Source organism: Flavobacteriales bacterium, assembly GCA_021739695.1.
In the GTDB taxonomy this organism is placed as follows: Bacteria; Bacteroidota; Bacteroidia; order UBA10329; family UBA10329; genus UBA10329.
Genome location: JAIPBM010000018.1, coordinates 63073 through 87641, shown reverse-complemented (window position 1 = coordinate 87641; position 24569 = coordinate 63073). Strand labels below are relative to the sequence as shown.

Genomic DNA, 24569 nt, shown 5'->3' with positions numbered 1-24569 from the left:
TCAAACCCACCATCATTATTTTCAATTCTTCACAATGCGATTTACCGTTCCGCTTGCGGTGCGAATGAGGTAAACACCATCGGCCAATTGGCTCAAATCAAGTGTTCTTGTCATAGGGAATTGGATCAAGGTCTTTCCGGTTATGTCTAACACCTCGCCAGCAATGGCTTCAGAGAAGAATAGTTCGCTTTTGGTCGGATTTGGGTAGATGTTAAGCGTGGTCGGTTCTTGTTCATCTATACCAACAGTAATTGGTGGTGTACAATACGTGTTGAAGGTTGACCATGAACTCACATTCGTCCAATTGGCGTTGCTATAGGCCACATCATCCACCTGAATACATCCCAAGTTCGGGTTATTGAATGAGTTGTAAAACGTGACATTGGTATTGTTTCCATTGGCCACATTCAGGTAGGTCAGCGCATTGTTTGAAACACCTATCGTTAAGAGGTTTGAATTGGCCGATAGGTCTAACGCTACAATTGCGTTATAAGTACAAGAAAGATCTGTTAGCAGCGGGTTGTTGCTCAAATCTAAATCGGTCAGAAAATTGTTATCAACTGCTAGGATTTCCAAAGCAGGATTTTGGCTCAAATCTAGATTTGCCAACGTGTTATTGTAACCACATTTCAAGTAGTAAAGGTTTGGAAGCGCACTTACATCCAAGCCAGCCAGTTGATTGCTTTCTGCAAACACAGTTTGCAACGCTGCATTGGCTGCATCAAATGTCAATGTTGCGCCTGAAAACCCAATTCCTGAGCAATCGAAATAAGTTAGAGCCGTGTTTGCGGTAATGTCGAAGGATGGAACACTGGTATAACCAATATCAAGCTGAGTTAGTGAGGTAAACGCTTCTAAGCCAGTCAAATCCGTAATGGCCAAGCTATTTAAACCAATATAACCTGAATATGCAGCAGCTTCTGAACACTGAATTTCTGTGTCTTGATTGGTGTTAATCGTTGAGTTATTGACCAGTGCTTGTTTGAATACTGCATCTGGGATATAAACATCGCACGGAACAACTGGAACGCATGGATCGGTCTCGTTATACAGTGCATCAACTTCATCTGCAGTCAGGCCGCGTTGCCACACTTTGAAATCATCTATTGAACCAAGGAACAATTCAGGCTCGCTTGTGTAAGCACTTTTCCCCAATTTAGACACGATACGATTCACGTTTGCCGGAACGAAGGGGTTGCTTGCAGACGATGTGAGTTGACCATTCATGTAAATGCTGTAAAGGCTTCCAACCTTGGTTACAACCAAATGAGTCCACTCGTTTATGGAAGTTGTGCCACCTGCATACATCGAAACCTGTTGTATTCCGCTTGCATTCCACATAGATAAGTAAGGAACGTTGGCGCCCGAAACGGATGCATAAAGGATGATGGCATCATTGTTCGAGTTGAGCTGCTTGCTTAGATCAACCAGTCTAGGATATTCGGTAAGTGGAGATTCTACGTAATAATACCAAAGCGCAATGGTGAAATCGGTGCTGGCAATCAGGTCATGAGGAAGCTGTACATAACTTTGGCTTCCTGTTGAGAACGCCCGCGCAGCATCAGTTGTGCCGTTACGGTCGGTTGTGGCATATGTGCCGTCAAACTGCGTGCTCATGTCATGAAGCGTGGTCTCATCCACCACTTGCCCATCACAGAATGGAAGGTCTATCTTCAGGTTACTGGTTAGGTCGATGGTTGGAGGATCGGCCAATAATGTAAGATCCAGCGCAGTAAGCGCTCTTCTGTAAATGCGCACTTCGTCAATCCATCCTTTAAAATATTGGTCGCCATTGGAAGAGCGGCCCATCACGAGGTTTCCGTAAGAGGTTCCGTTGGCGTCAAGTCCCATGAATCCTCCGCTCAATAGTTCACCAGAAACAAAGGCTCCATCGATATAGAAGCCAATAGCACCGTTGCTTCGGTCAACAACCATTGCCACATGGTGCCATTCGTTGGCCAACACATTGGCTGTTGGATAGGTGGTTGCCAATCCGTTATTATCACGGAAATAGCCAAACGCTTGCCCTCCGTTAGTATAGTTGTAAGTGAGAGCATATACACGGTCAACACCGTTTGTAAAACCACGTTTTCCGATTACATAGCCTGCACTAGAACCACTCAAATGCCCTTTCATCCAGCAGGTAATGGTGAAGCTATCGTATCCGAATTGGTAATCGGCATAATTTCCGAAGTCAATCCAATCATTGCCATCCAAATACATGGCTGAATTGGCGTTTCCGTTTCTGTCGTCTGCTGGGGTAGCACCGTTTATGATGCCAGCATACTGTGCATTTCCTGCATCGATAATCGCATCTCCTCCATCAAACGAGACGTAAGCTTCGAGATTGGATGTGATGTCTTGTGCTACGGCAGCAGATAAAAAAGCGCCAACGCCAAGGGTGAGTAAAATCTTTTTCATGTAGTTGAATTTTGGGTGTGAATGGCCAAAACTCTTCAAGTCAAATTCAGTAAGCAAGCACCATTACACCAGTGGTCGTTACTGATCTATGAATGGTATCAATTACTTTGAAAAAGACCTCTGACCAGTTCCTTATTGCTTCTAGAAACAGGAATGATGGTTCCATTTTCCATTTTCAGGCTGCTGTTTGCTTGCCGCACAAATTCAATCATCTTACTCACGTTTACCACATAACTTCGGTGTACACGGAGGAATTGTTCGGGGTCGAGCAACTCTTCCATTTCAATGAGTTTGCGGCTTACAAGATGCCGCTCCGCATTGGTGTGAACCTCGGTGTAAGAACCATCGGCTTTTAGGAAAAGAATGTTGTCGGTCTTTACAAGCAACTGCCCATTTGTGGTTGGAATGGTGATGCTCCCATCGCTCAGTTTGGCCTGTTTTTTTGTCCGTTCGCGAAGACGGTCAACCGCTCTCCTAAGTTTTACAATATCAATAGGTTTGAGTAGGTAATCAACCGCTTCCAACCCAAAAGCATCGACCGCGTAATTGGCATAGGCCGTTGTAAAAACAATAAGGGGCTCTGTGGTTTCGCCTAAAAGATTCCGCACTTCCATGCCGCTATGGCCGGGCATTTCAATATCGAGGAAAATGGCTTCTGGCTGATGTGCTCGAATGGCATTCACACCCGATTCAAGATCGCCTGCCATAAACAGAACCTCAACGCTTTCGCAATGGCGTTCGAGGAAAGCTTTTAGCGTTTCGCGCGCTAAAAACTCATCTTCAATGATGCCAACTTGGAGTGGTCTCATTTGGCGAAACTAACAGACAACGGATTTCGCGCTGCAGAATTTATACGAATGGTCGTTCTCATTCCATCAACTGACTTTTGCTGTGAGCGGAATCCGCAGAATGACCAAGGTTCCGTTGGCGTTACCTGCTCCGTCTTTCTTATCGATGATCTCAACACCGATCTTGTGCGCGTTCTCCACGTTTAGCAGATCGAGCCGAGATGAAGTTGCCTGTGTGGCAAAGGATTTGTGTTTTTCCGACCGAAGTTCGCCTGCTTTTTCGCGCCCAATTCCATTGTCGTCAATGCGCACTTCCAGCATGGTTGCGTTTTCCATCAGTACGAGCGAAACAGACAGATTCTTGTTTCCCTTCCGATGCAACAGCCCGTGTTTCACTGCATTTTCTACGTATGGCTGAATGAGCAATGATGGCACTTCCACTTTTTTCGGGTCGATGTCTGCATCAACCTTGAGTTGATATGTGAACTCATCGCCAAATCGCACGGCTTCCAACTCAAGATAGAGCCCGATCATTTCCAGTTCCTTGTCCAATCCGATGGTGTTCTGGTCGCGCACATCCAGTATGGAACGCATCAGGTCGGAGAACCGACTCATCACTTCGTTTGCCTTTTCGGTCTTACCAATGGTGAACAATCCTTGAATGGAGTTGAGCACATTGAACATGAAATGTGGGTTCATCTGTGCTCGCAGTGCAGTCATTTGCGAAGCGCGGAGGTCTTCCATCAGACGGCTTCGTTCCAATTCCTGCGAGTTTCGATTGTTGATGTATCGGATGCGGAACAAGAAAACAGTGCTGACCGTTGCCACCAACACAAGCGCAACCAACAATAAAAACGGCCACGTGGCATACCATGGTTTTTGAATGACGAACGACAATTGAAGGTGCTTTTCGCTTGGAATACCGTTCACATCCAGCGCAAAAACCTCCAAATTGTAGCTGCCCGGTGCAAGTGCTCGAAATCGGATCACCGCTCCGTTCTCGTTCACCTCAAAATCATTCATCAAACCGTTGAGTTTGTACGCAAACTGAATGCGGCCGCGACTTTTGGTAGAAATTCCTCTAAGGATCAGCTCAATATCGTTCTGGTTGTGCTGAAGTTCAAGGTTAGGCGAAAGTGGAATTACCTGACCGTTTACTTTTAACGTGCGCAATTGTACCGTTGGCGATAATTGGATTTCATTCTGCGATAGCGGGATGGAATACAGCCCGTTAAAGGTGGCCAGCCAAGCACGGTTGTTGTCTGCCACCACATCTTTCAGGTCGGTAGATGGCAGTCCTTCGCTTTGACCAATCCGCTGCCAGTTTTCAGTTTTCAGATCATGAATGAGAAGGGCGTTGGAAAGCAGCACGAACAAATGAGAAGGCGAAGCATAGATGCTGCGAATGGTGCCGCTTTGGCGCATTATTCCAGGAATGGCCAACCAATGGTTGAACGCACCATTATCGGCAACCGCAATGCTGTCTTTTCTATTTGTCAGATAAACTCGGCCGTCAGCAGCTGTTGCCATCAAACTTGGGCGAAATGTGGTGGTTGAATTAGGAACAACGAACGCAGAACCATTTACCAGTGCGCCCGTGGCCGTGAGCAACCACTGCCGTCCGTCCCTATCAATTGCATTCTGATACACTGCTTGTTCAACATCAAAAACATCAAGTTTATCTCCGAATCGGTTTCCATCATAAGTGAAAGCATAGAGGTTGGTTGCATCCACAATGGAAATATTCCCTCCCCAAAGCGTAATGCTTTTCACGTTTCCAGAGAATTTGTCGAGTTGTTTCAGCGTGTTTCCGTCCAGCAAGTAGAGGTCTCCGAAGGCCGCCAAAATCCGATTGTTGACCGTGTCTATGGCAAGGACTTCGCTTTCTCTGGTAAACTCCGATTTGAAAGAGGCAAGAAGTCCTTTTTCGGGATGAATGAGCAACGCCATTCCGTTATTGTCAGTGGCCACCACGTTTCCGTTCGGCAGTTTTCGCACACGGTTGAAACGCTGTGTAGGCAAAGCATCGGGTTCTTTGCCATAGCGCTGCAAGCCCAGATCTGGCACCACTGCGATCCCATCGGTAAGGGTAGAAAACCAGTGTGCACCATCTTTGGTCTCAATTACATCCGAAACGGGTGTTGATGGGAAAAGCCACGAAGCGCTTTCAACCAAATAAGCGCCATCGTAGGTCAGAATCCACGTACCGGCAGAGGTGTTCCTCACGCCTGTGATAAGTGGAGTTGGCCCTTCGCTTCGCCTCAGGTTTTTGACAATGGTGTCGGAGCCTTCAGCATTCAATCCCAGCACCGTTCCAGTGATGTAATAGTATTGATAGATTTTGCCGTTGGAAGAACAGAGGGTAGAAGCGGCTTCCTCCTTCTCTGCTAACCGATTTCCTGAAGGGAGATCAATGAGACCTTTTGCAGTAAGCGCAAAATTCGGAGCTGCCAATCCGTAGAATGAAGTGTTCTCCGCAGCTTTACGGAGCAACGAAAAGTCGTTACCCAAAAGGTCACTTTTCAAGATTTCATTGCGCGTCATAAAGAACAGTTCATCACCTATTCGCTCTAGGTAACTCACCTTGCTGGTTGGCAGATCTTCCGGAATCTGATGCTGTTCCATCGATTCATAACTCGACAGAAAAAGCTCGCCAGCAAAGTTCATGGACCAAACCTGACCATTTGGTCCCATTTGCAGCATACTTCTGTCTTGCGAGCGTGCTGTTTCTGTTCTCAGCGTTTGAAGCCACAATCCGTCATAATGAACCAACCCTTCTGAAGTGCCCGCCCAAACCACATCAAGGCTATCCTCCATCAGATCATAAACCTTAAGCGATGGCAGACCTTGCTCGTGGTTGAGCACCCAATAAGATGGATGCTGCGCCCAAGTAAAGAACGGAGTGAGCAGTAAAATGAAGAGTGTGAGCCTTTTCAAGACTTCAAAGAACGGAATTACGTCTATGCTGTTGGCCGATCGGTTGACCATTCGTGAAGTCATATCGACCATTCGTGGGATGAACAAGAAATGAGGCCTAGGCAGATGGTAGTTTTGAGTTCAATCTAATGAGAAAACACATGAAAACTTCATTTTTAACACTTGCCGCAGCAGCACTTTTACTTGCTGGATGCAGCAAAGAAGAACTTACAGAGAATGCTGCCGAAGGCGTGAGCAGTGTAGCAACACCCACCAACGGACAGGCGCGTTTCGGAAATCCTGAAGGCATTCCGGAGATCTGGTTCAATGAGAATCAGGGACGGATGATGGTACAGTTCAGGGGAATCGGAGTTCTTCCCGAGAACTGTAGGCCACAGGGAAGAGTTACTTACACCATCATGGGTGGAGAAGACCCAGATGGAAACGCTACGGAAGAAACGGTGGTCGTGGAAGCGGAACTCTCACAGGTTGGAAACTCAAAGATCTACCGTTCGGAAAGAAATAAGTTCCTATTCGGGCAGACCGATCATTTTTCCATCGTTGATGTTTCAATTGATGCCGGCACCTATGTTGAAAAATGGGAAGGGGAGACACTTGATCTTCAGATGTTCCTTTATCCTTCGGGAAGAACGGTGGAGCAGGCACCGAAAGTTGCGCGACTCAGAACACGGTCCGTTACCAATTTTGATAGCTCCCATGAAATCAGGTTGATCATTGCTGACGACCCGGCACAAGAAGTGGCTCAGATAAAATTCGTTCCGAATCCTTTTTACCCGAACCCAGATGACCCGACCTATGCGGTTTATCCTGAACCGAGCTATTTGGAAAAAACCCATGACAACACGAACCTTGGCCTTTCGCGTTGGGCTGGCCCAGGAAGAGGAGGCGCAGGGTCAAGTGCTTACTTCGATGGAGCGGTTTACCTTCATGGTAGTGGCAACTATGATGTGGATTTCATCGCTGGAGAAACCAACGCACAGATACTGGCTAAGTACGACCTTACACAGAACGAAGATGGCACTGTTACATCTACTTTGAGCGATGAACCAGTGATTCTAGGTTCACGATTAGGTAGCACATCTTTTGGAGAACAGTGGCAGTTGGAAATAGCCATTGCCGATGTTGGTGATTGGGTTAAAAATGTGAACTACGTTTTCACCACAAGCGAAGGGCCGGCTCCTTTGGTTGCGGAATTGCCAATGCAGTTAACAAGAACAGAAGGTAACCTGCGGATTTACACATCTCCTAAATTTTCTTTCAACGGAAATCCAACTGGCAATGACGTAGGCGGAATTGTTTACCTGTATGGAACAGGAACACGTTCCACGGCTGGAACAGCTAAGCAGAAAGCGGAGCTTCTTTAATATTTTAACGACAGGAACAAGAAAGCCCCGACCAAAACTGGTCGGTGCTTTTTTATTCTGGCTTCGTCTTAGATTTTGGCTTGCTCTTTTCTTCAGCCTCTTCTCCCTTCTGCTCAGCTTTAATTAGCGAACCAAGAACCGTGGCCGAAAGCTTGTATAGTGTGCTTCCTACAATATGATTGATGTTGCTTTCCGTTCCTAGAAACTGTTCTGAAGCCAATCCGCCCGAGATCGGTTTTCCATCTTTATCCATCACTGAGTAATGGATGGCCACCACACGCTTTGGGTCAATGAAAGCCATTTCAGGGTCTGAAAGGTCCATTTTCACATCCATCTGATTGATGAAAATAAAGCGATTGAAGCCGTAGGTAGAATGAAGTTGCCTTAAGACATCCACACTTTTCAGCTTTGCGCTCATATAGCGTTCCACCACCTGACGTTCGGCAACCACTTCTCCATTTCGAACACCAACTTCGCGCTTCGGAGCGGGCGTTTGCACCTTTTTCTTTTTTCCATTTTCGCCTTTTTCCTCCACCACGGGAACTGGAAGAAAATCATAGCCAAGTACTTCATAAATATTCACCAATTCATCCTGCGTCAAGCTGTCTGACGAATGGAAAGAAGCCGTTTCCATGCTGTCTTTCAACGCATCTTTCAAACTCAATTGAACCTCATTTCTGAAGCGATGATAGATCTCTGATTTGCTTAGTTGGTTCACCTCGGTCAAATCGCGCATGATGTCGCAATAGAACAGCTTTTCCTCGAAAGGAATGATGAGAACCTTCGTCTTTTCTGTGCTATCCAATTCGGCCTGGGCCATTGAGAATAATGGCAATAGGAGAAAAAGGAAGAACCTCAGACGCAGCATGTTTACTTGAAGAAGTGCTTGTAAATATCGTTTCCGTTCGCGAAAAGCAGCAGCGAGAACAACAGGATCATCCCAATGTATTGCGCCACTTCAAGCACTTTTTCGTTGGCTGGTCGGCCCGTGATCATTTCATACAATAGGAACATGACATGCCCTCCATCCAAAGCGGGAATTGGTAGGATGTTCATTACCGCCAAAAGGATGCTCAAAAAGGCGGTGATGTTCCAGAAGTGATGCCAATCCCACGTGGTTGTGAAAATGCTTCCAATGGTCAAGAACCCACCCAAACTCTCGTAGCCCTTGTTCTTGGGAGAGAAGAGCAATTTCAACTGCTTCACGTAATTCACCAAGGTCTGACTGGCTTTCTCAATTCCTTTCGGGAAGCTTTCGAAGAAGCCGTATTTGATTTCTTCCAATTCGAAGAATTCGCTCAGATCTCCTTTTGGATAAACGCCCAAAAGTCCATCCTCAGGAACTGAAACGGCAATGGTTTTTGCTTCGCCCTCGCGCAGCACATTTACGTTTACTTCCTGTCCTTTGAATTCCTGCAAAGCAGTTTTGAAGGCATCGAAATAGATGATGGTGCTGTCATTCAACCCGACAATTTGGTCACCCTTTTCAAATCCCGCTTCTTCGGCCACCGAGGCTGGCGTAAATTTCTCTACGTAGAACGGAATTCGAACCGAGATCAAGCCAGGTGATTTGATCAATTCACTCATCATTCCTTCAGGAATTTGAACATCAACCATTTCGCCATTTCGCTCCACCTGAATGGTTTTCACCTCATTCAGAATGATCTCCATTCCCACTTTCGAGAAATTCTCCACCTCGTTTCCATCCAACGAAATGATCTTATCGCCATTCTGAAGACCCATTTCAAGCGCCAGACTATCGCACATGATGCCATACTTCACGTTCTTGGTCGGTAGGTAGGTTTCGCCATACACGAAGAGCACCATCCAATAGATCAACGCGGCCAAGATCACATTTACCGTTACACCACCAATCATCACGATCAGTCGTTGCCAAGCTGGCTTTGAGCGGAATTCCCATGGTTCGGCAGGCTTGGCCATCTGCTCCTTGTCCATGCTCTCATCGATCATGCCTGCAATTTTCACGTAGCCACCGAGCGGCACCCAGCCAATTCCGTAAACGGTATCGCCAATTTTCTTCTTGAAAAGGGAGAAATACGGGTTGAAGAAGAGGTAGAAACTCTCCACGCGCATCCCGAAGGACTTGGCCGCTGCAAAGTGCCCGAATTCGTGCAGCACTATGAGGATGGAAAGGCTCAGAAAGAACTGAGAAGCTTGAATTAAGATGTCCATTTTGGGAATTAAAAATTAGGAATTAACAATTATGAATTGGGGCAGAAACTCGGCAGTTCGCGTCACCCTGAACTTGTTTCAGGGTCTGTTTTACCAAGGTTTCGGATGCTGAAACAAGTTCAGCATGACGAGCGATTATTAATTTCTCATTCATAATTCTTCATTAGTTGCGAAGCAAACAAGCGCGTTTCCGCATCTGTTGCCACGTAGTCGTTGTAATTAGGTTTTTTTATGAAAGCCACGCGCTGCATGCTTTGTTCTATAACGTCCGACATTCCGAGGAAACTCACCTTGTCTTTCAGGAAGGCATCCACCGCAATTTCGTTGGCTGCATTGAGAATACAAGGCATATTTCCACCCATTTTCATGGCTTCGAAGGCCAACGCAAGGTTACGGAACGTTTGGCTGTCGGGCTGCTCGAATGTGAGCTGCGGATAGTTCAGGAAATTGAAGCGCGGAAAATCAGATTTCAATCGGTTCGGATAACCGAGCGCGAACTGAATAGGCAGTTTCATGTCGGGCAAACCCATTTGCGCTTTCATGCTTCCATCCTCAAACTGAACGATGCTGTGAATGATGCTCTGCGGATGAACGATCACATCGATCTGCTCGGGTTTCAGGTTGAAAAGCCATTTGGCCTCAATCACCTCCAAACCCTTGTTCATCATGCTGGCGCTGTCGATGGTGATCTTAGCGCCCATGTCCCAATTCGGGTGCTTCAAAGCCTGAGCTTTGGTTACCGAAGCCAATTGTTCGCGGTTCTGTCCACGGAATGGCCCGCCAGAAGCAGTCAAATAGATCTTCTCTATCGGGTTGTGGAACTCACCTACCAAACACTGAAAAATGGCCGAATGCTCACTATCCACGGGATAGATGTTCACGCCTTTCTGCTTCGCGAGTTCAGTTACGATTTCGCCAGCCACAACCAGCGTTTCCTTGTTTGCTAGCGCGATGTGTTTTCCAGCCTCGATGGCAGCCAAGGTTGGTCTCAATCCTGCATAACCGACCAGTGCAGTAAGCACCATGTCGATTTCCTCCATCTGAACGACTTGCGCTAAACTATCTGCGCCAGCGAAAACTTTGACGCCTTCATCGAACAGCGCATCTTGAACTTTCTTGAATTGCGTCTCATCACCGATGACCACGCAATTTGGTTTGAATTTCAGCGCTTGCTCAATCAGTAGGTCACCACTCGAATGTGCGGTCAGCACTTCCAGCTCAAACGCATTCGGATTGGCTTCCAGCACTTCGAGGGCCTGCGTTCCAATAGAACCCGTGGAGCCCAGAATGGCAATGTGCTTTTTATCGTTGTCGCTTTCCTTCATTTCGAAGGCTGCAAAAGTACCTCAATTGGTAGCATGGACAAGACTTAGAAATTGCACCATTTTTTGACTTCCGAAGGACCATTCTCCGCATCGATTTTCACAAACATGCATCCGCGCAGCGAAGAAGGAAGTTGAACTTCGGATGAACCGCTTACATGAACAACTGAGATCAACCGCATCGAAACATCATAGATCTTGACAGAACGGATTTTCTCTGGGTGATTGAAAAGCAATCGATTTCCGATGATGGTTACAAGGTCTTCTTTCTCAGTTTCCTCAACGGAAATGGTTCCACCAGCCGAGCAATCGGGAATGTTCCAGATCTGGTCGGTGACGGATGAACTGCAGTTATCGCAAAGAATGTTTTTCAGAAAACAGCTTGATTTCCCGATAATGGCACCGAACGGATAATCGCAGTGATTGAGATTGGCCAACCTGCGGTTCATATTAGAGCAAATGCCATTCTGGTTCAGCCTCGCTCGGATATAATCTGAACCCGTTACCCAAAAGAAGGCACCACAATTGGCTGGAGCACAGTTGAGCACCGGTCCGCTTTGGTACGGCACCACGCAATCCCACTCGGTATGAAATCCGATGACAGGAATGTTCTGCCCGTCCATTACGCCTTGGTTCACGTTTGCGAGGCCGCCACAATTGTTGATCACGCTTTTGATGGTGAAGGTTTCCGTGAGATTGTTTCCAGCGGTATCGAGCAGACCGAGTTCATCCAAACATGTGGAGCAGAAGGTTTCTGCTTCGGTTTGATCCCAAAAAGCAGCATGCAGCGAAGTGATGGAACCAGCACTTTCGCCTTGCAGAAAGACGAAAGCCGTGTCAATTCCAAGGTCATTTGCGTGATGAACCAAATAGCGGGTAGCTGCGCGGTTGTCCTGAACGGCTCGGTAAACTGCGGCCTTCAATCGCCATGCTTCCGATTGGCAACTGATACACGGTCCGAAAACATCTGTGGCTGCACATTCCCAACCCAAACGGTAGGAAATGGTGGCTGTGACGAAGCCGCGTCTGGCCATTTCCATGGCGTAAGGCGCCATGTCTGTTCGGTCTCCAGCCAAGAATGCTCCGCCATGCGTCATGACGATCAGCGGGCGTTTTTCTGCTGGATCGATGCCTTGATCAGGCATGTAAATATCCATCCGAAGACTGTCCATCACTGAACTTGGCCAACGCATGGAAGTCGCAAAATGAACGCCCTCGCTTACTTGAATATCGGTGCTATCGAAAAGGGCGTCCTGCGAATAGCGGTCAGCCAAACAGTGCTGAGATTGGGAGAAGCAGAAGCCGGCATTCAGCGCAAGGATCACGCAAACAACGGCAACTCTAGCGTTAATCTGTAGAGCTCTCACAATCTAAGATTGAGGCTTTAGACGAAGAAGATAAATGCCGGTAACTACCAGCCAAAGCATATGAAATGGTGCCGCATTTCCGAGGATTTCAATACCAGGAATGAATGCCGACAATAATGAAAAGAACAAAAGTGTGGAGACGATGAAGGCCCAAAAGCAGAGCCACTTTGGCAAAAGACCCGAACGCAAGGCGGCCAGCGACATGAACCCAGTTCCAAGAACAATTATGAATAGAGGGCCGATGAGGTCGTTGAACAAGTTCCATCTGAAAACTTCCGAACCGATCAATTTTTCAATGTCAAAAAAGGACATTTCCCCAGCCTCCAGCAATCCGCTTACATAGTTAAGTAGGCTGTGATGTGATGCAAATGCCGAAACCACGGCAGCCACCCCAATTGTATAGGACGCCAATGCCAAGGTTTTTTGCCATTTCCGGCCATCAATCAATTGATAAAGGGATGCACCGAATAAAAGCATGCTCGAAAATCCGATCATCGGCAAGAACATTATCCATTTAACGAAGGATGGGTTGTCTGAAATATTCTGCAGCCATCGGTCAATAGGTTCACCAGAATATATTTCGGGGACAAAGAATATTCCCTTGGTTTCCGAAGAGATGGCGAAGACAAGGATCATCAGGCCGCCAACAATGGCCGACACTCCTGCCAGTTTTTGAAGTTGTGCATTTGTGTTCATTACAATCGGTTATTGGTCAACCGAATTTATAGAATTCCCGCAAATTTCAATTTGACTTCACAATACGTTGATACTCTTTCGAACCTTCGCGAAGCGTACGTTTCTGTGTTTTAAAATCGACATCGTACAGCCCGAAACGTTCGTCATAACCAAGGTCCCACTCAAAGTTGTCCATCAAAGACCAATAGTGAAATCCGCGCACATCGTAGCCATCTTTTATCGCTTTTGAAACCGCGTAGAGATATTTTTTGATGAATTCGCCACGGAGATGGTCATCGGCATCGGCCACGCCATTTTCGGTGATGATGATGGGTTTATTGAGCACGGAAATTTCCTTGATGGCACGGTAAAATCCTTCGGGATACATGGTGTAATCCATGTCGGTTTCCTTCTCGCCTGGATACATTCTTGTCTTCAGTGCTTCATCCAAATTGAGCGAGAAATCCATGGCGTTGTGGCTGTAATAGTTCAGCCCAACGAAATCAAGTGAGTAGGGCGCATTGGGAACTTCGGCTTCCAGATCAACCAAGGTTGGGAAGCTGAATTTGTAGACGCCTGTGGTAAAAGTGGAAATGAACGAGCCGTTGAAGCCCTTGTTCACCGTTCGCGAAAGCAGTCGGTCGAAGAGGTTCCAATCGTTCATTGGGTCGATCTGGTGCATGTTCTTCACAATGCCGATCTGGGCGCGCTCGCCTCCTTCAAAATGCTTTAAATTCTCATAAACCTTAACGTGCGCCAGGTACATGTTTTTCAACACCTCAGCGGCCAATTTCGGGTCTTGTTTCCCTGGAGGAAAGTGCCCATCGAAGTAGGCAGCGATGACAAAAACCGCAGGTTCGTTGAGTGTGCACCAATACGTAACGCGGTCCTTTAACGGGAGAAATATGTGCTTAGAGAACTCAACAAAATCAGCAATGTTCTCTTCTTTTTCGAAACCACCTTTTTCTTCAAACCACATCGGGTGGCAGAAATGGTGAAGCGTGATCATTGGCTCAATTCCAGCAGCCAAAAGGCTATCGACCATATCTGAATAATGCTGAATGGCAGATGCGTCTACCACGCCTTCTTCGGGCATGATCTTGCTCCATGAAACCGAAAAGCGATAGCTAGAAACGCCCAATTCCTGCATCAGTTTGATGTCTTCAGGATAGCGGTTCCAGTGGTCGCAGGCGATGCCGCACTTTTCGCCACGGGCGATATGTGGCTTTCCATCAGGAAACGATGTATTCTCCCAATCTGCCCAGTTGTTGGTGGTGTGATTCCCCTCGACCTGATGGGCCGCAGAGGCTACGCCCCAAATGAAATCCTTCGGAAAGGAGATGTCGTTGAGGTCGATCTCATCCCAATCCCAATGCTCCACGGGTTCGGTGTAGTTGAGGTAGGCGGTGGGGATGAAATAGAGAAGTGCTAGAACGGCTAGGATGCGGACGGTGGTTTTCATCCACCGAAAATAAGTGTTTGTGGTATTGACCGACCCGAAACACGTTCTTTGCCTGACCGATTTTTCCATGCAACTGACCATTCTTGAACAGATTCCGCTCGAAAGCGTGCCCAGCGCATCGGGCATCGTTGTGCACGGAGATCTTCGCTATGCGATTGGTGACGACTCGCCATTTCTGCACGAACTGGATGCATCGCTGATATCCGTGCGGCAGTTTCGCCTTTCGGAAGCAGATGATATCAAGAATGGCCGCATCAAGAAATCGCGGAAGGCCGATCTGGAGGCGATGGAACTGATTAACAGCAACGAGATCGTGGTGTTCGGGTCAGGCTCGCGTTCGCCACAACGCGATGTGTTCATAAGGGTTGACCTGAATGAAAGCCCGAAGATCACAACCTATGCAATCACCGAATTCTATGCAGGGTTGAAGGCATCACCCGCCATGGAGCACAGCGAATTGAACATTGAGGCGGTAGCCTTCCATGACGGGAAGATGCTGCTTTTCAATAGGCGGGAACCCGTGATTTTTGCGTTCGACCATGCGGCATTCATCCATTATCTGGAACAGAATGGGCCAATGCCACATGTGGACGGACGTGTCATTCAACTTCCCAGTCTCGGAGGTGTGTCGTCAGGGTTCTCTGGCGCAACGGTAAGCCCGCTGACGGGGCGTTTGATCGTGACGAGTTCGGTGGAAGCTACTAATAACGCCTATTACGATGGAAAGGTGCTGGGCAGTTTCATCGGCTGGGTTCCGCTCGACCAGCTACATCAGACCAAGAGCTATCAATTCATTCAAATTGAACACGAAGGAACTCCACTGAAGGTGGAATCGGTGGCCATTGAACAGGAATCGTCAGACGAAGTGGTGCAATTGCTGCTGACCACCGATAGTGATGGAGGCATCTCAATGGCAATTAGATGCCAATTGCGTTGGTGAGCAGAGCGCCTTTGTTCAGATCCGCTAAATTCGACCCAGACAATTTCTACATGAAACATCTTTTCACAATCATTCTGGCATTCCAGAGCTATTGCCTTTTGGCCCAACAGACAGGGGATTTCACGATAACCATTGCCACCGTAGACCCACTTCTGAGTGGCGATAGCTTGGATATTTATTTCCATGTTCCGAGCTCCTACAATGCTTCATCTCCGAGCAAAATGATTTTAGGGTTTCATGGATTGGGTAACCCGAATAATAGCAACGACATCCGTAATTATCTCTCGCCATTGGGCGATAGTTTGAATGCCGTGGTGGTCTGCCCAGACCCGTATCTGCAAGACCAACCACGCAGCGAGATTGTGCTCAATCTGGCCTATGATAGCGTGATGGCTTGGTTCAATATCGACACCAATCAGATTTACATTACGGGATATTCTGCAGGAAGCGATGTGGCGGCACAGTACGTTTTTGGAGAACCTACCCACAGAATGAAAGGCTTCATTTGGCATTCGCCCGGGTTCTTTTCATCGCCCGACCTGAGTAACCCGCAGGAAATTCCACCTGTGTGTCTTTGCAGCGGCACAGTCGACTTCGTTTCTATTGTTCAGACCAATCTTCTGAACAGTAACAATGGGTTGATCGGTGCTGGATTTCCGTATCTCTTCAATCCAATACCGGGTGTTGCTCACACGATGGAGTATTCCACTTTCACACAGGAAATGTTGGAATGCATCAACTTTATTGACGCCAACTCCTCAAACGTTGGCATTCAAGAATGGACAGGAAATCCCGTTTCAATCTATCCAAACCCGCTTAACGAAGGAGCGAATTTGATGCTCACCGGGCTGGATGGCGATGTGAGCGTTTCGGTATTTGACGCGAGTGGTCGTGTAGTTTGGATCAGACAATTGCAAAGCGTTTCTTCTCAGACCTCTTTGCCCGATTTCAGAGATGGATTGTCAGCGGGAATTTATTCTATTCAAATAAATTCTGAGAAAGGACAGTTGACGAAGAAATTGGTGGTCAGATAGGGCTATTGCACAGACTCCAGCATCGCCAAAAACTCCCGTTCGCCACTTTCCAACGCGCCTTGCACGGTCTGAAAATGGCCATTGGTTGCGGTTGCTTCTCCGGCAAAATGGACGCGGTTGTTCACGCTTTCCGCTAGAACGGAACGTTGGTTTCCTATACCAAGCGAGCTGTACGAATAGGCGCCTCGGATGTAAGGTTCCTGCGACCAATCTTGGATAAGTCCATCAACAAAGGAACTAGTAGCCTGACCGTTGTAAATGGCGTCCAACTCAGAGAGGAGCAACGAAATAGCTCCCTGTCCCAAAGCACTTAATGTTTCCGCCTTTTCTCCCATCACGAAGGCAGAAAGCACTAGATCTGAACCGTTTTTCCCATAGCTCGCATTCCAATAAACAGGCGAATTTTCGGCACCTATCAAACTCGTACCGTTCCAGAAATTCTGATTGAATTTGAGCAAGACTTTCATGCCTGCATCCATCCCGATGCTTTGAATAGCATGCAGTTTGGATTGCGGAAGGGCAGGAGTGAAACCTATACTGCCAGTTTTCAATACAGCCACCGAAGCGGTTATGAGAATGCGGTCCGCTTCGAATGTATCGCCATTGGCAATCGTTACAATCGCTTTATCGCCCGAATAATCGACTTGCGTTACTGGCGAATTGAGCATCACATCATCAATCACCGAAGCCGCAACCACTTCATTGATCAGGTCGAAATAGCTGCGTTTGAACTTGAAATCCTTGTTGCCAGATGACCAGGCTTCTTCTTCTCGTTGCGTGTAAAGTAAACTTAGCCGATCGGCCGAAGTGCCGAATTCACCCGCAATATATTCGAGAATTCCAAGGTCGGAATTTGAAATGCCTTGCTGCTGCGCATATTGCAGAACGCTTATGTCAGGACCGTTGTAAGCCACATCACCATCCAAAATGCCAACAATATTTTCGAGGATGGCTGAGCTGTAATTGGCGTTGATCTGGCCATTGACCCAAAAAGCTTCTTCACCTTCATCCTCGAAAAAATCAAATCCTGCATCCGTAGCCAATTGATGGCTCAATGATTTCTTCCCGTGTATCCACTCAGCACCAAGGTCGATGGGGAAATCAGCAAAATCATCGTTCTTTCGAATGCGGCCTCCAATGCGGTTAGAGGCCTCCAAAATGACCACTTCGGCACCGTGTTCCTTCATCTTTTTGGCCGCGTAAAGACCGGCAGCTCCGGCACCAACCACGATGATTTTAAACCCTTCGGGGAAGTCCCCCAATTCATCCTTTTTGCATCCCGAAAGGAGATGCGGGAATAGTATTCCAGCCGATGCGCCAAGCGCGGATTGTTTAATGAAGGAACGTCTTTTCATTCTTTCGAAACTAACTGATCCGCCACCTTTCTGTCGTTCGCCAAGCGAGGCAATTTGAACTGCCCGCCCAGCTTACCCTGTGAACGAGCATAGTTGATGAAGGCATCTTCCGCCACTTCGGTAATTACTGCGGGCCGCAGAATATTTCCTGTGATGAGATCCTTGTAATAGATGTTTTGCTCTTGCATTTCGCGGTCGATGGTGGCGGCAAATGCCTCTATGTTCTCCGGTCGTTTGGCAAAGCTGATGAACCATTCGTGGTAGGGCAGACCATCCTGTGGATTGACCTGTGGCGCTACGTGAAAATCGATGACCTCACCACCGTGCGCAGCAAGAGACGCATGCAATGCTGTCTCTACCTCTTTGGCAATGACGTGTTCGCCAAAGGCAGAGGTGAAATGCTTGACACGCCCCGAAACGATGACGCGGTAGGGCTCTTTGCTCACGAACTGCACCATGTCGCCAATACTGTAGCCCCAAAGCCCCGCGTTGTTGCTGACAATGAGCGCATAGTTTTTGCCCAATTCCACTTGGCCGATGGTCAATCGCGTGGGATTCTCATTGTGAATTTCATCGGCAGGAACGAATTCGTAGAAAATGCCCGCATTCAGAATGAGCAACATACCTTTTTCGGTCTGCGAATCTTGATACGCGAAGAAGCCTTCAGAAGCGGGAAACAACTCAATGCTGTCAATCTTCTTCCCGATGGTGGCTTCCATTTTTGCTCGGTACGGCTCGAAGTTCACGCCTCCGTAAACGAAAAGGGAGAAGTCGGGAAATACATCTTTGATCTGCTTCCCTGTCCGCTCATGGATCTTATCGAAATACATCTGCACCCAACTCGGAATGCCAGAAATGAGGGTCATTCGTTCGTTCAAGGTTTCATCCACTACCGTTTCCACCTTGGTTTCCCAGTCGTCAATGCAATTGGTCTCATAGCTCGGCATCTGGTTGGTGCGCAAATAACCGGGCACAAAATGATTGCTGATACCTGAAAGTCGGCCCACGTGAATGCCATTTTTCTTTTCCAACTCGGGCGAACCAGAAAGGAAAATGAGCTTGCCATCGACAAAGGAGGCATTGCCCGTTTCGTGGATGTAGCTGAGCAAAGCATTCTTTGCTCCGTTGATGTGGTTCGGAATGCTGTCGCGTGTGATCGGAATGTACTTGGCGCCCGAAGTCGTTCCGCTGGTTTTGGCCAGATAAAGCGGTTTGCCCGGCCAAAGAACGTTTTCCTCGCCCGAAGCCGTTCGGTCGAAATACGATTTCAATTCCTCATAATCGCGAATGGGAACGCGCGCCACAAAATCTGCATGCGTGCGAACTCTCAAGAAATCGTGCTTTTGTCCGAAAGCCGTGTCTTTCGCTTTGGAGATCAAATCGGAGAAAACCTTGCGCTGCGTTTCCTCAGGTCGACTGCTCCACGCCTTTGTTTGGCGAGCTGTCCAAGCGGCAAGTGGTTTGGCGAAGAAGGAGCGGATTCCCATGGATGTAAAGGAATAACGAAAAAGGGGAAAATGAAAAGGGTCAGTTCTTCATCTGTGGAAGGCGATAGCCGAGGAAAAAGCCTCCATATGGAGCCACTTTTTCGTAGTATTTGTACTGTGTCGGATCGTAGAAAAGATAGAACGCCACGCCACCGGTTAGTCCGTAGGCAAAATGGAATTCGACATTGTGTTCAAGAAAATATACGACACCGAACTTGCCGGTTTTTGGGTCATATTGTGGTTCCACGCCCAGAAAAACACCAGTGCCACGGTAATTCTTCATGGCTTTAAAACCCACATGCAAGGGTAATTGCAAATTGTGACGATCGGCTCCAAAACCACCACGATATTCCATCATGAAAATATTCGACTTTGAAATGGGATGCGTGTACGTGTAATTGACAGAAGCAATGCCCGTTGCCCCGAAAAATTCCGCATAAATCAGACTTCTACCGTTCAATCGTGCTTCTTGTAGCAGGTATCGCTCGTGGCGTTTTTTGAGTTTGGCAAGTTGCGCTTCGATTTCATGCGTGTCGTTGGAGTCGACTTCCAGCGGTTTGTCGTTGTAAAAGGCTTCGTCAAATTCATCCTCAGCTTTTCTATTCTTCCTTTCCTCCGGTTGTTCCAATCTCAGCACTCGTTTTTTGAAGGAGCGTTCGGTCCATTCGCGATGTTGCTGTTTGCTGGGTAGGCGGTAACCTAAAACTAAACCTGGCCAAGGTTGGTAGCCTACTTTTCCCGGATAGAATTCTTGCTGATCTGCCGACCAGACGCTAAGCAATAGGTTGGCATTTACTCCAAGGAAAAAGCCAGATGGGTTTTGGTAAGTGTACCCCAACGATAAGAAGAAGTTGTGCTCGATTGGATAGCAATCAAAACAATTACCTTGTTTGTTGGTGCTTAGCAATTCAGAATAAACTTGAGGACTATATCCAAGTCGCATGTTGAATCGACTGCTCCTTCTTCCGAAGTATGCGCTGATTCCAATGGGGATGAAAAAGGAATTCACAACGCCTTCTTTCCAATGATACTTGCCATATTGAATACGATTAGCGCCAATCGTAAAATCTGTAGTGATAAGGTCGGTTTTGATGAAGCTGTAACCAACGTTGAGCGAGTAATAGAATGCTGCACCTCCGAGATCATTAAACACCGAAAATCTGCCAAGCAACTGATTGAAGGGCACTTTTTTGCCATTCTCCAAGGTATCGTTGGGATGAGGCAGTTGTGCGTAGGCGTTCAAGCAGATCCACGAGAGCAAGAGAGACATTCCAATTCTGCGAAACATGGTTAAATATACGCTAATGAGGCTGTTATATTATGATTGGAGTTCAGTTACCATCTTTGCAGCATGTACGGTTTTCTGAAATTCTTCTTGGGCGGAATTGCTAGCCTGCCTTGGTGGGTGCTGTACGTGCTGTCAGATTTTTTCTTCTTCCTGCTTTATCATGTGGTCTGGTATCGGAGGAAAATGGTTTGGCGAAACTTGGAAGCCGCTTTCCCAGACAAGTCGGTGGAGGAAATCAACGAGATCAATATTCAGTTTTACAAGAATTTCTGCGACCAAGTGCTGGAAACCATCAAGTTGTTCAAGGCTACGCCCGAAGAGATCTCAGAACGATTTGAAGTCGATACAAGTGTTTACGATAAACTGTTTTCTGAAGGAAGGCACGTGCTTCAGGCCACTTCACATCAGTTCAATTGGGAATGGGGAAATTGGATTCTGAACCAGCACACACAGTTTCACGTCCGCATTATTTACATGATGGTTAACAACAAGGCGATGGAACGTTTGGTGAATGATTACCGACTGAAATTCGGAACCGAATTGATTCCTGCGAACGACCTGAAAGGAATGATGACCGATTCTGAAAAACCAAGCATGACGGTTTTCTTGGCCGACCAGAATCCATCAGACAGAAGACGTGCATATTGGACTGAATTTTTCGGTCGCGAAGTGCCATTTCACAAAGGCTTGGAAATCCTTGCCAGAAGGAAAGGTCATGCGGTGGTTTTTGATGAAATGATTCGCGTGAAGCGCGGTCATTACAAAAGCGTTTCTCAACTGGCATTTGAAGATGGAAGTGAGACTTCCGAAGGAGAAATAACGGAGGCCTATGTTCGGTTTTTAGAAGAAAGTATTTCGCGGCAGCCAGAGAATTGGCTGTGGAGCCACAATAGGTGGAAGCACGCAAGAAGCGTAGGCTGAGGCTCTCGAAGTGTACAGGGAAGCAAGTCCAATGCCCTTCGAGAACCTCAGGGCTCGACTCTTCCCACATCAATCCTAAATATATCTTTGCCGCATGCTGGTTTATTTCCTATTTGCTGTTGGGTTTGTATTGCTGATAAAAGGGGCCGATTGGCTTATTGATGGTGCGGCAGATATTGCCCGTAAGTTCCGTATTCCTGAGATTGTTATCGGTCTGACCGTTGTTGCATTTGGAACTTCTGCACCCGAACTGGCAGTGAATATCATTGCCTCGGTAAAAGGAAACAATGGGCTGGCCATTGGTAATATCGTTGGTAGCAACATCGCCAATATTCTTCTCATTCTTGGTGTGGCGGCCATGATCCGTAACCTGACGGTTCAGACCAATACGGTTTGGAGAGAGATTCCATTCAGCCTTTTTGCCGCGCTGATTCTTGGTTTTCTGGTGAATGACCAGATATCTGGAGGTTCAGAGATTGATATTATTTCTAGGGCTGACGGCCTTGTGCTCATCGCGCTATTCTTCTTGTTCCTATTCTACACGATACGGCTTGGAAAAAATAATCTGACGGATGAAATCCCAGAAGCAGATGACGACCGACCCCTTTGGAAATCTGCCGTGTTGATGTTGGTAGGATTGACGGGATTGGTAGTTGGCGGTCAGTGGATTGTTGATGGTGCCGTGTCCTTGGCCTACCTTTTCGGATACTCCGAATCATTTGTTGGGCTGACGGTGGTTGCGGTTGGAACGTCACTTCCAGAACTGGCAACGAGCGTGGTAGCAGTCCGCAAAGGCAACACCGATCTGGCCATTGGCAATGTAATCGGCTCTAACATTTTCAACATTTTCTGGGTGCTTGGGCTTTCGGCAGTTATCAGCCCAATGGATTTCAACCCTGAAGACAACTTCAGTATTCTTACGAACATCGGCTGCAGTGCACTCTTGTTTGCACTACTTTTTATTGGAAAGCGGCACACGATTCAGAAGTGGCAAGGCGGCTTGCTGCTATTGGCCTATATGGCGTATATCAGTTGGTTGACGATGAGTGGGAAGTAGTCCTATGAAGCCTTTGAGAACAGGTTGATCCCGGACAATTCCTGACCAATCTGGTGAATTCCGTTCAGTATTTTTTCTGTCTGCTTTGGTGATGGCTTTTTATGCCCTTGCACATATTGAGAAAGTAAGCTTGCATTCATTCCGATCTTTTCGGCTAAAAACTTTGCGTTAAGCACTTTATAGTATTGGAAAAACTGCTGGAGGTCGAACTCAAATCGGAGATTATCCTGTTTTACCTCAAGCGTTTCTTCTTCAAAATGCAGTTGAGTGGCTTCCAAGGCATTGCTCATCAACTCCGTAATGTTTTTTCCTGATGTGTATATCGGAAAATCATTGGAATAGGCAGAAAAGCCTGTGTCTGTTTTCTCAACGGTGAATGCGATTTTCTTCTTTGCCATTGTCTTAGATTGTTATTCCAGCATCTTTCAAGATCTTCTTTTCCAATCCTTTTCCCATTTCCTGACTGCCATGGTTTGGAAAGATGATGATGCCACTTTTTGTGTCATGTTTCAGCTTTACATGAGAACCCTTTTGCGAAACAGGATACCATCCGTCCTTCCTCAGAATCCGTAAAAGCTGTGAACTTTTCATAATAACAAAGGTAAATAATTATTTACATTTTGAATTGTCAGGAAATGGTTGTATTCCAACTAGGAATCAATGAAAGAACATAATCACTGTTCCAAATAAGGAGCAGAATTATTATGAGAACAAAAATCAGCAAAGCAACCAAACTGACTCGCCCCAAACTTTTTAGCCATTTCATTTACCTATGCCCCCAATCAAACGAATCCAATTCCTCCAAACACTTTTGAAGTAGGAGAATACTCTTTTCGATATCGCCTTTATCGGCCATCTCAATTACTTGATGAATGTGGCGCGTTGGGATGGAAATTGCTCCTGAAATTGCTCCACCAGCACTGTAGCGCTGAATGGCCGCTGTGTCTGTTCCGCCAGCGGTAAGCACTTCTGGTTGCCACTGAATTTTGTGCTTATCAGCCGTTTTTTTCATGAATTCAACCATGCGGTAATCGCAAATGGTAGATGCGTCCATGATCTTGATGGCGGTGCCTTTTCCAAGCTCTGTGATTTTCTCGTGTGCTTGCGCTCCAGGAACATCGTATGCAATGGTTGTGTCGAGTCCGAAGCCGAAATCGGGTTGATGTTGCAAAGCAGAAACCTGCGCACCACGAATACCGACCTCTTCCTGAACGGTAAATACTCCGTACACATCGTACGGCACATCGCCCAAGGTTCGTAAAGCTTCAATAAGAATGAAAACGGAAATGCGGTTGTCGATGCTTTTGCAGTTGACGCAATTGCCCATTTCAATGAGTTTTCGTTCACGCGTGATCACATCACCAACCGAAACGTATTTCTCTACTTCTTCCTTCGACATTCCCATGTCGATGAAGAAATCGGTTGTCTTCGGAAGCTTAGCGCGCTCTTCCACCGTCATCACATGAATAGGTTTTGAGCCCATTACACCGATCAGGTCTTTCTTTCCGTGAACAATCACGCGTTGGGCTGTCAAGGTTTTCGGGTCGAAGCCTCCGAGTGTATGAAAACGCAGAAATCCGCCATCTTCTATGTGTGTTACCATGAAACTGATCTCGTCCATGTGTGCACCGATCATCACTTTCTTACGGTCTTTTCCGCGTTTGATGGCGGTTACGTTTCCGAGATTATCGACCGAAACTTCGTCAACCAATGGTGTGACTTCTCTGAGTACGATGTCGCGGATTCGTTTTTCGTAACCTGGCGCGCCTGCTACTTCGCAGATTTCGGCCATCAATTTAATATCTAGAGGCATAAGCTTGTTTTTAGGAAGGTCAAATCTAGGAAAAGCTCTGTGGTTTCGTTAACGCGCCTGCGTTAGGGATGGAAGCGGCATCCCCCGATTTTTTCGGGGATAAAGCGTACAGCCCGACCCCGATTTTTATCGGGGGAACGCCCAA

The 24569-nt window shown here is 47.1% G+C and carries 20 protein-coding genes; 5 read left to right on the top strand and 15 right to left on the bottom strand.

Annotation, left to right across the window (positions count from 1 at the left end):
• Positions 1-21 precede the first annotated feature (21 nt).
• The 3 genes from K9J17_12165 to K9J17_12155 form a co-directional block, all read right to left on the bottom strand.
• Positions 22-2421: a T9SS type A sorting domain-containing protein gene (locus K9J17_12165; protein ID MCF8277479.1), complete on the bottom strand. Its 2400-nt coding sequence runs from the start codon at positions 2419-2421 to the stop codon at positions 22-24.
• Positions 2422-2519: 98 nt separating this feature from the next.
• Positions 2520-3230: a LytTR family DNA-binding domain-containing protein gene (locus tag K9J17_12160; protein MCF8277478.1), complete on the bottom strand. Its 711-nt coding sequence runs from the start codon at positions 3228-3230 to the stop codon at positions 2520-2522.
• Positions 3231-3296: 66 nt separating this feature from the next.
• On the bottom strand, positions 3297-6146 hold the full coding sequence (locus tag K9J17_12155) for a histidine kinase (protein MCF8277477.1): 2850 nt from the start codon (positions 6144-6146) through the stop codon (positions 3297-3299).
• 140 nt (positions 6147-6286) lie between these two features.
• Between K9J17_12155 and K9J17_12150 the strand changes: the two genes are divergently transcribed.
• Positions 6287-7510: a hypothetical protein gene (locus K9J17_12150; protein ID MCF8277476.1), complete on the top strand. Its 1224-nt coding sequence runs from the start codon at positions 6287-6289 to the stop codon at positions 7508-7510.
• Positions 7511-7562: 52 nt separating this feature from the next.
• Here K9J17_12150 and K9J17_12145 read toward each other — a convergent pair whose 3' ends face one another.
• The 6 genes from K9J17_12145 to K9J17_12120 form a co-directional block, all read right to left on the bottom strand.
• Positions 7563-8378: a hypothetical protein gene (locus tag K9J17_12145; GenBank protein ID MCF8277475.1), complete on the bottom strand. Its 816-nt coding sequence runs from the start codon at positions 8376-8378 to the stop codon at positions 7563-7565.
• Positions 8379-8380: 2 nt separating this feature from the next.
• On the bottom strand, positions 8381-9703 hold the full coding sequence (rseP, locus tag K9J17_12140; GenBank protein MCF8277474.1) for an RIP metalloprotease RseP: 1323 nt from the start codon (positions 9701-9703) through the stop codon (positions 8381-8383).
• 146 nt (positions 9704-9849) lie between these two features.
• On the bottom strand, positions 9850-11028 hold the full coding sequence (locus K9J17_12135) for a 1-deoxy-D-xylulose-5-phosphate reductoisomerase (protein ID MCF8277473.1): 1179 nt from the start codon (positions 11026-11028) through the stop codon (positions 9850-9852).
• Between the two features lie 44 nt (positions 11029-11072).
• The gene (locus K9J17_12130) at positions 11073-12392 is read right to left on the bottom strand and encodes an alpha/beta hydrolase (GenBank protein ID MCF8277472.1); all 1320 of its coding nucleotides are present in this window, start codon (positions 12390-12392) and stop codon (positions 11073-11075) included.
• Positions 12393-12395: 3 nt separating this feature from the next.
• Positions 12396-13088: a DUF4386 domain-containing protein gene (locus tag K9J17_12125; GenBank protein ID MCF8277471.1), complete on the bottom strand. Its 693-nt coding sequence runs from the start codon at positions 13086-13088 to the stop codon at positions 12396-12398.
• Between the two features lie 46 nt (positions 13089-13134).
• Positions 13135-14529 (bottom strand): family 1 glycosylhydrolase, encoded by a 1395-nt coding sequence (locus tag K9J17_12120; GenBank protein ID MCF8277470.1) that lies wholly within the window; start codon positions 14527-14529, stop codon positions 13135-13137.
• A gap of 13 nt (positions 14530-14542) precedes the next feature.
• Between K9J17_12120 and K9J17_12115 the strand changes: the two genes are divergently transcribed.
• Positions 14543-15469 (top strand): hypothetical protein, encoded by a 927-nt coding sequence (locus tag K9J17_12115; GenBank protein ID MCF8277469.1) that lies wholly within the window; start codon positions 14543-14545, stop codon positions 15467-15469.
• 50 nt (positions 15470-15519) lie between these two features.
• Positions 15520-16503, top strand: a complete 984-nt coding sequence (locus K9J17_12110; protein ID MCF8277468.1) for a T9SS type A sorting domain-containing protein — start codon at positions 15520-15522, stop codon at positions 16501-16503.
• Between the two features lie 2 nt (positions 16504-16505).
• Here the strand turns inward: K9J17_12110 and K9J17_12105 are convergent, their stop codons facing one another.
• From K9J17_12105 to K9J17_12095, 3 genes are read right to left on the bottom strand one after another with little or no spacing between them, the layout of a single operon-like run.
• Positions 16506-17858 (bottom strand): FAD-dependent oxidoreductase, encoded by a 1353-nt coding sequence (locus K9J17_12105; GenBank protein MCF8277467.1) that lies wholly within the window; start codon positions 17856-17858, stop codon positions 16506-16508.
• Entirely contained in the window at positions 17855-19345 is a 1491-nt protein-coding gene (locus tag K9J17_12100; GenBank protein MCF8277466.1) for a GH3 auxin-responsive promoter family protein, read from the bottom strand. The genes K9J17_12105 and K9J17_12100 overlap by 4 nt, the downstream gene beginning before the upstream one ends.
• A 40-nt stretch (positions 19346-19385) precedes the next feature.
• Entirely contained in the window at positions 19386-20615 is a 1230-nt protein-coding gene (locus K9J17_12095; protein ID MCF8277465.1) for a hypothetical protein, read from the bottom strand.
• An 81-nt stretch (positions 20616-20696) separates the two neighbouring features.
• Between K9J17_12095 and K9J17_12090 the strand changes: the two genes are divergently transcribed.
• Positions 20697-21554: a lysophospholipid acyltransferase family protein gene (locus tag K9J17_12090; protein ID MCF8277464.1), complete on the top strand. Its 858-nt coding sequence runs from the start codon at positions 20697-20699 to the stop codon at positions 21552-21554.
• 94 nt (positions 21555-21648) lie between these two features.
• Complete coding sequence (locus K9J17_12085) at positions 21649-22611, top strand: calcium/sodium antiporter (protein MCF8277463.1); 963 nt, start codon at positions 21649-21651, stop codon at positions 22609-22611.
• 2 nt (positions 22612-22613) lie between these two features.
• On the opposite strand, the gene K9J17_12080 is transcribed toward K9J17_12085, so the two are convergent.
• The 3 genes from K9J17_12080 to K9J17_12070 form a co-directional block, all read right to left on the bottom strand.
• On the bottom strand, positions 22614-23009 hold the full coding sequence (locus K9J17_12080; GenBank protein MCF8277462.1) for a type II toxin-antitoxin system HicB family antitoxin: 396 nt from the start codon (positions 23007-23009) through the stop codon (positions 22614-22616).
• 4 nt (positions 23010-23013) lie between these two features.
• Positions 23014-23202 carry a type II toxin-antitoxin system HicA family toxin gene (locus K9J17_12075; GenBank protein MCF8277461.1) on the bottom strand — a complete coding sequence of 63 codons (189 nt, stop codon included), beginning with the start codon at positions 23200-23202 and terminating at the stop codon, positions 23014-23016.
• Between the two features lie 175 nt (positions 23203-23377).
• Positions 23378-24424: a M42 family metallopeptidase gene (locus tag K9J17_12070; protein ID MCF8277460.1), complete on the bottom strand. Its 1047-nt coding sequence runs from the start codon at positions 24422-24424 to the stop codon at positions 23378-23380.
• Positions 24425-24569: the final 145 nt, after the last annotated feature.

Bases quoted from the DNA above. Each gene is read 5' to 3' on its own strand.
- K9J17_12080 (MCF8277462.1), bottom strand. From the start codon at position 23,009: ATGGCAAAGAAGAAAATCGCATTCACCGTTGAGAAAACAGACACAGGC.
- K9J17_12165 (MCF8277479.1), bottom strand. From the start codon at position 2,421: ATGAAAAAGATTTTACTCACCCTTGGCGTTGGCGCTTTTTTATCTGCT.
- K9J17_12125 (MCF8277471.1), bottom strand. From the start codon at position 13,088: ATGAACACAAATGCACAACTTCAAAAACTGGCAGGAGTGTCGGCCATT.
- K9J17_12105 (MCF8277467.1), bottom strand. From the start codon at position 17,858: ATGAAAAGACGTTCCTTCATTAAACAATCCGCGCTTGGCGCATCGGCT.
- K9J17_12160 (MCF8277478.1), bottom strand. From the start codon at position 3,230: ATGAGACCACTCCAAGTTGGCATCATTGAAGATGAGTTTTTAGCGCGC.
- K9J17_12090 (MCF8277464.1), top strand. From the start codon at position 20,697: ATGTACGGTTTTCTGAAATTCTTCTTGGGCGGAATTGCTAGCCTGCCT.
- K9J17_12070 (MCF8277460.1), bottom strand. From the start codon at position 24,424: ATGCCTCTAGATATTAAATTGATGGCCGAAATCTGCGAAGTAGCAGGC.
- K9J17_12150 (MCF8277476.1), top strand. From the start codon at position 6,287: ATGAAAACTTCATTTTTAACACTTGCCGCAGCAGCACTTTTACTTGCT.
- K9J17_12085 (MCF8277463.1), top strand. From the start codon at position 21,649: ATGCTGGTTTATTTCCTATTTGCTGTTGGGTTTGTATTGCTGATAAAA.
- K9J17_12145 (MCF8277475.1), bottom strand. From the start codon at position 8,378: ATGCTGCGTCTGAGGTTCTTCCTTTTTCTCCTATTGCCATTATTCTCA.
- K9J17_12100 (MCF8277466.1), bottom strand. From the start codon at position 19,345: ATGGGAATCCGCTCCTTCTTCGCCAAACCACTTGCCGCTTGGACAGCT.
- K9J17_12075 (MCF8277461.1), bottom strand. From the start codon at position 23,202: ATGAAAAGTTCACAGCTTTTACGGATTCTGAGGAAGGACGGATGGTAT.
- K9J17_12135 (MCF8277473.1), bottom strand. From the start codon at position 11,028: ATGAAGGAAAGCGACAACGATAAAAAGCACATTGCCATTCTGGGCTCC.
- K9J17_12110 (MCF8277468.1), top strand. From the start codon at position 15,520: ATGAAACATCTTTTCACAATCATTCTGGCATTCCAGAGCTATTGCCTT.
- rseP (MCF8277474.1), bottom strand. From the start codon at position 9,703: ATGGACATCTTAATTCAAGCTTCTCAGTTCTTTCTGAGCCTTTCCATC.
- K9J17_12120 (MCF8277470.1), bottom strand. From the start codon at position 14,529: ATGAAAACCACCGTCCGCATCCTAGCCGTTCTAGCACTTCTCTATTTC.
- K9J17_12095 (MCF8277465.1), bottom strand. From the start codon at position 20,615: ATGTCTCTCTTGCTCTCGTGGATCTGCTTGAACGCCTACGCACAACTG.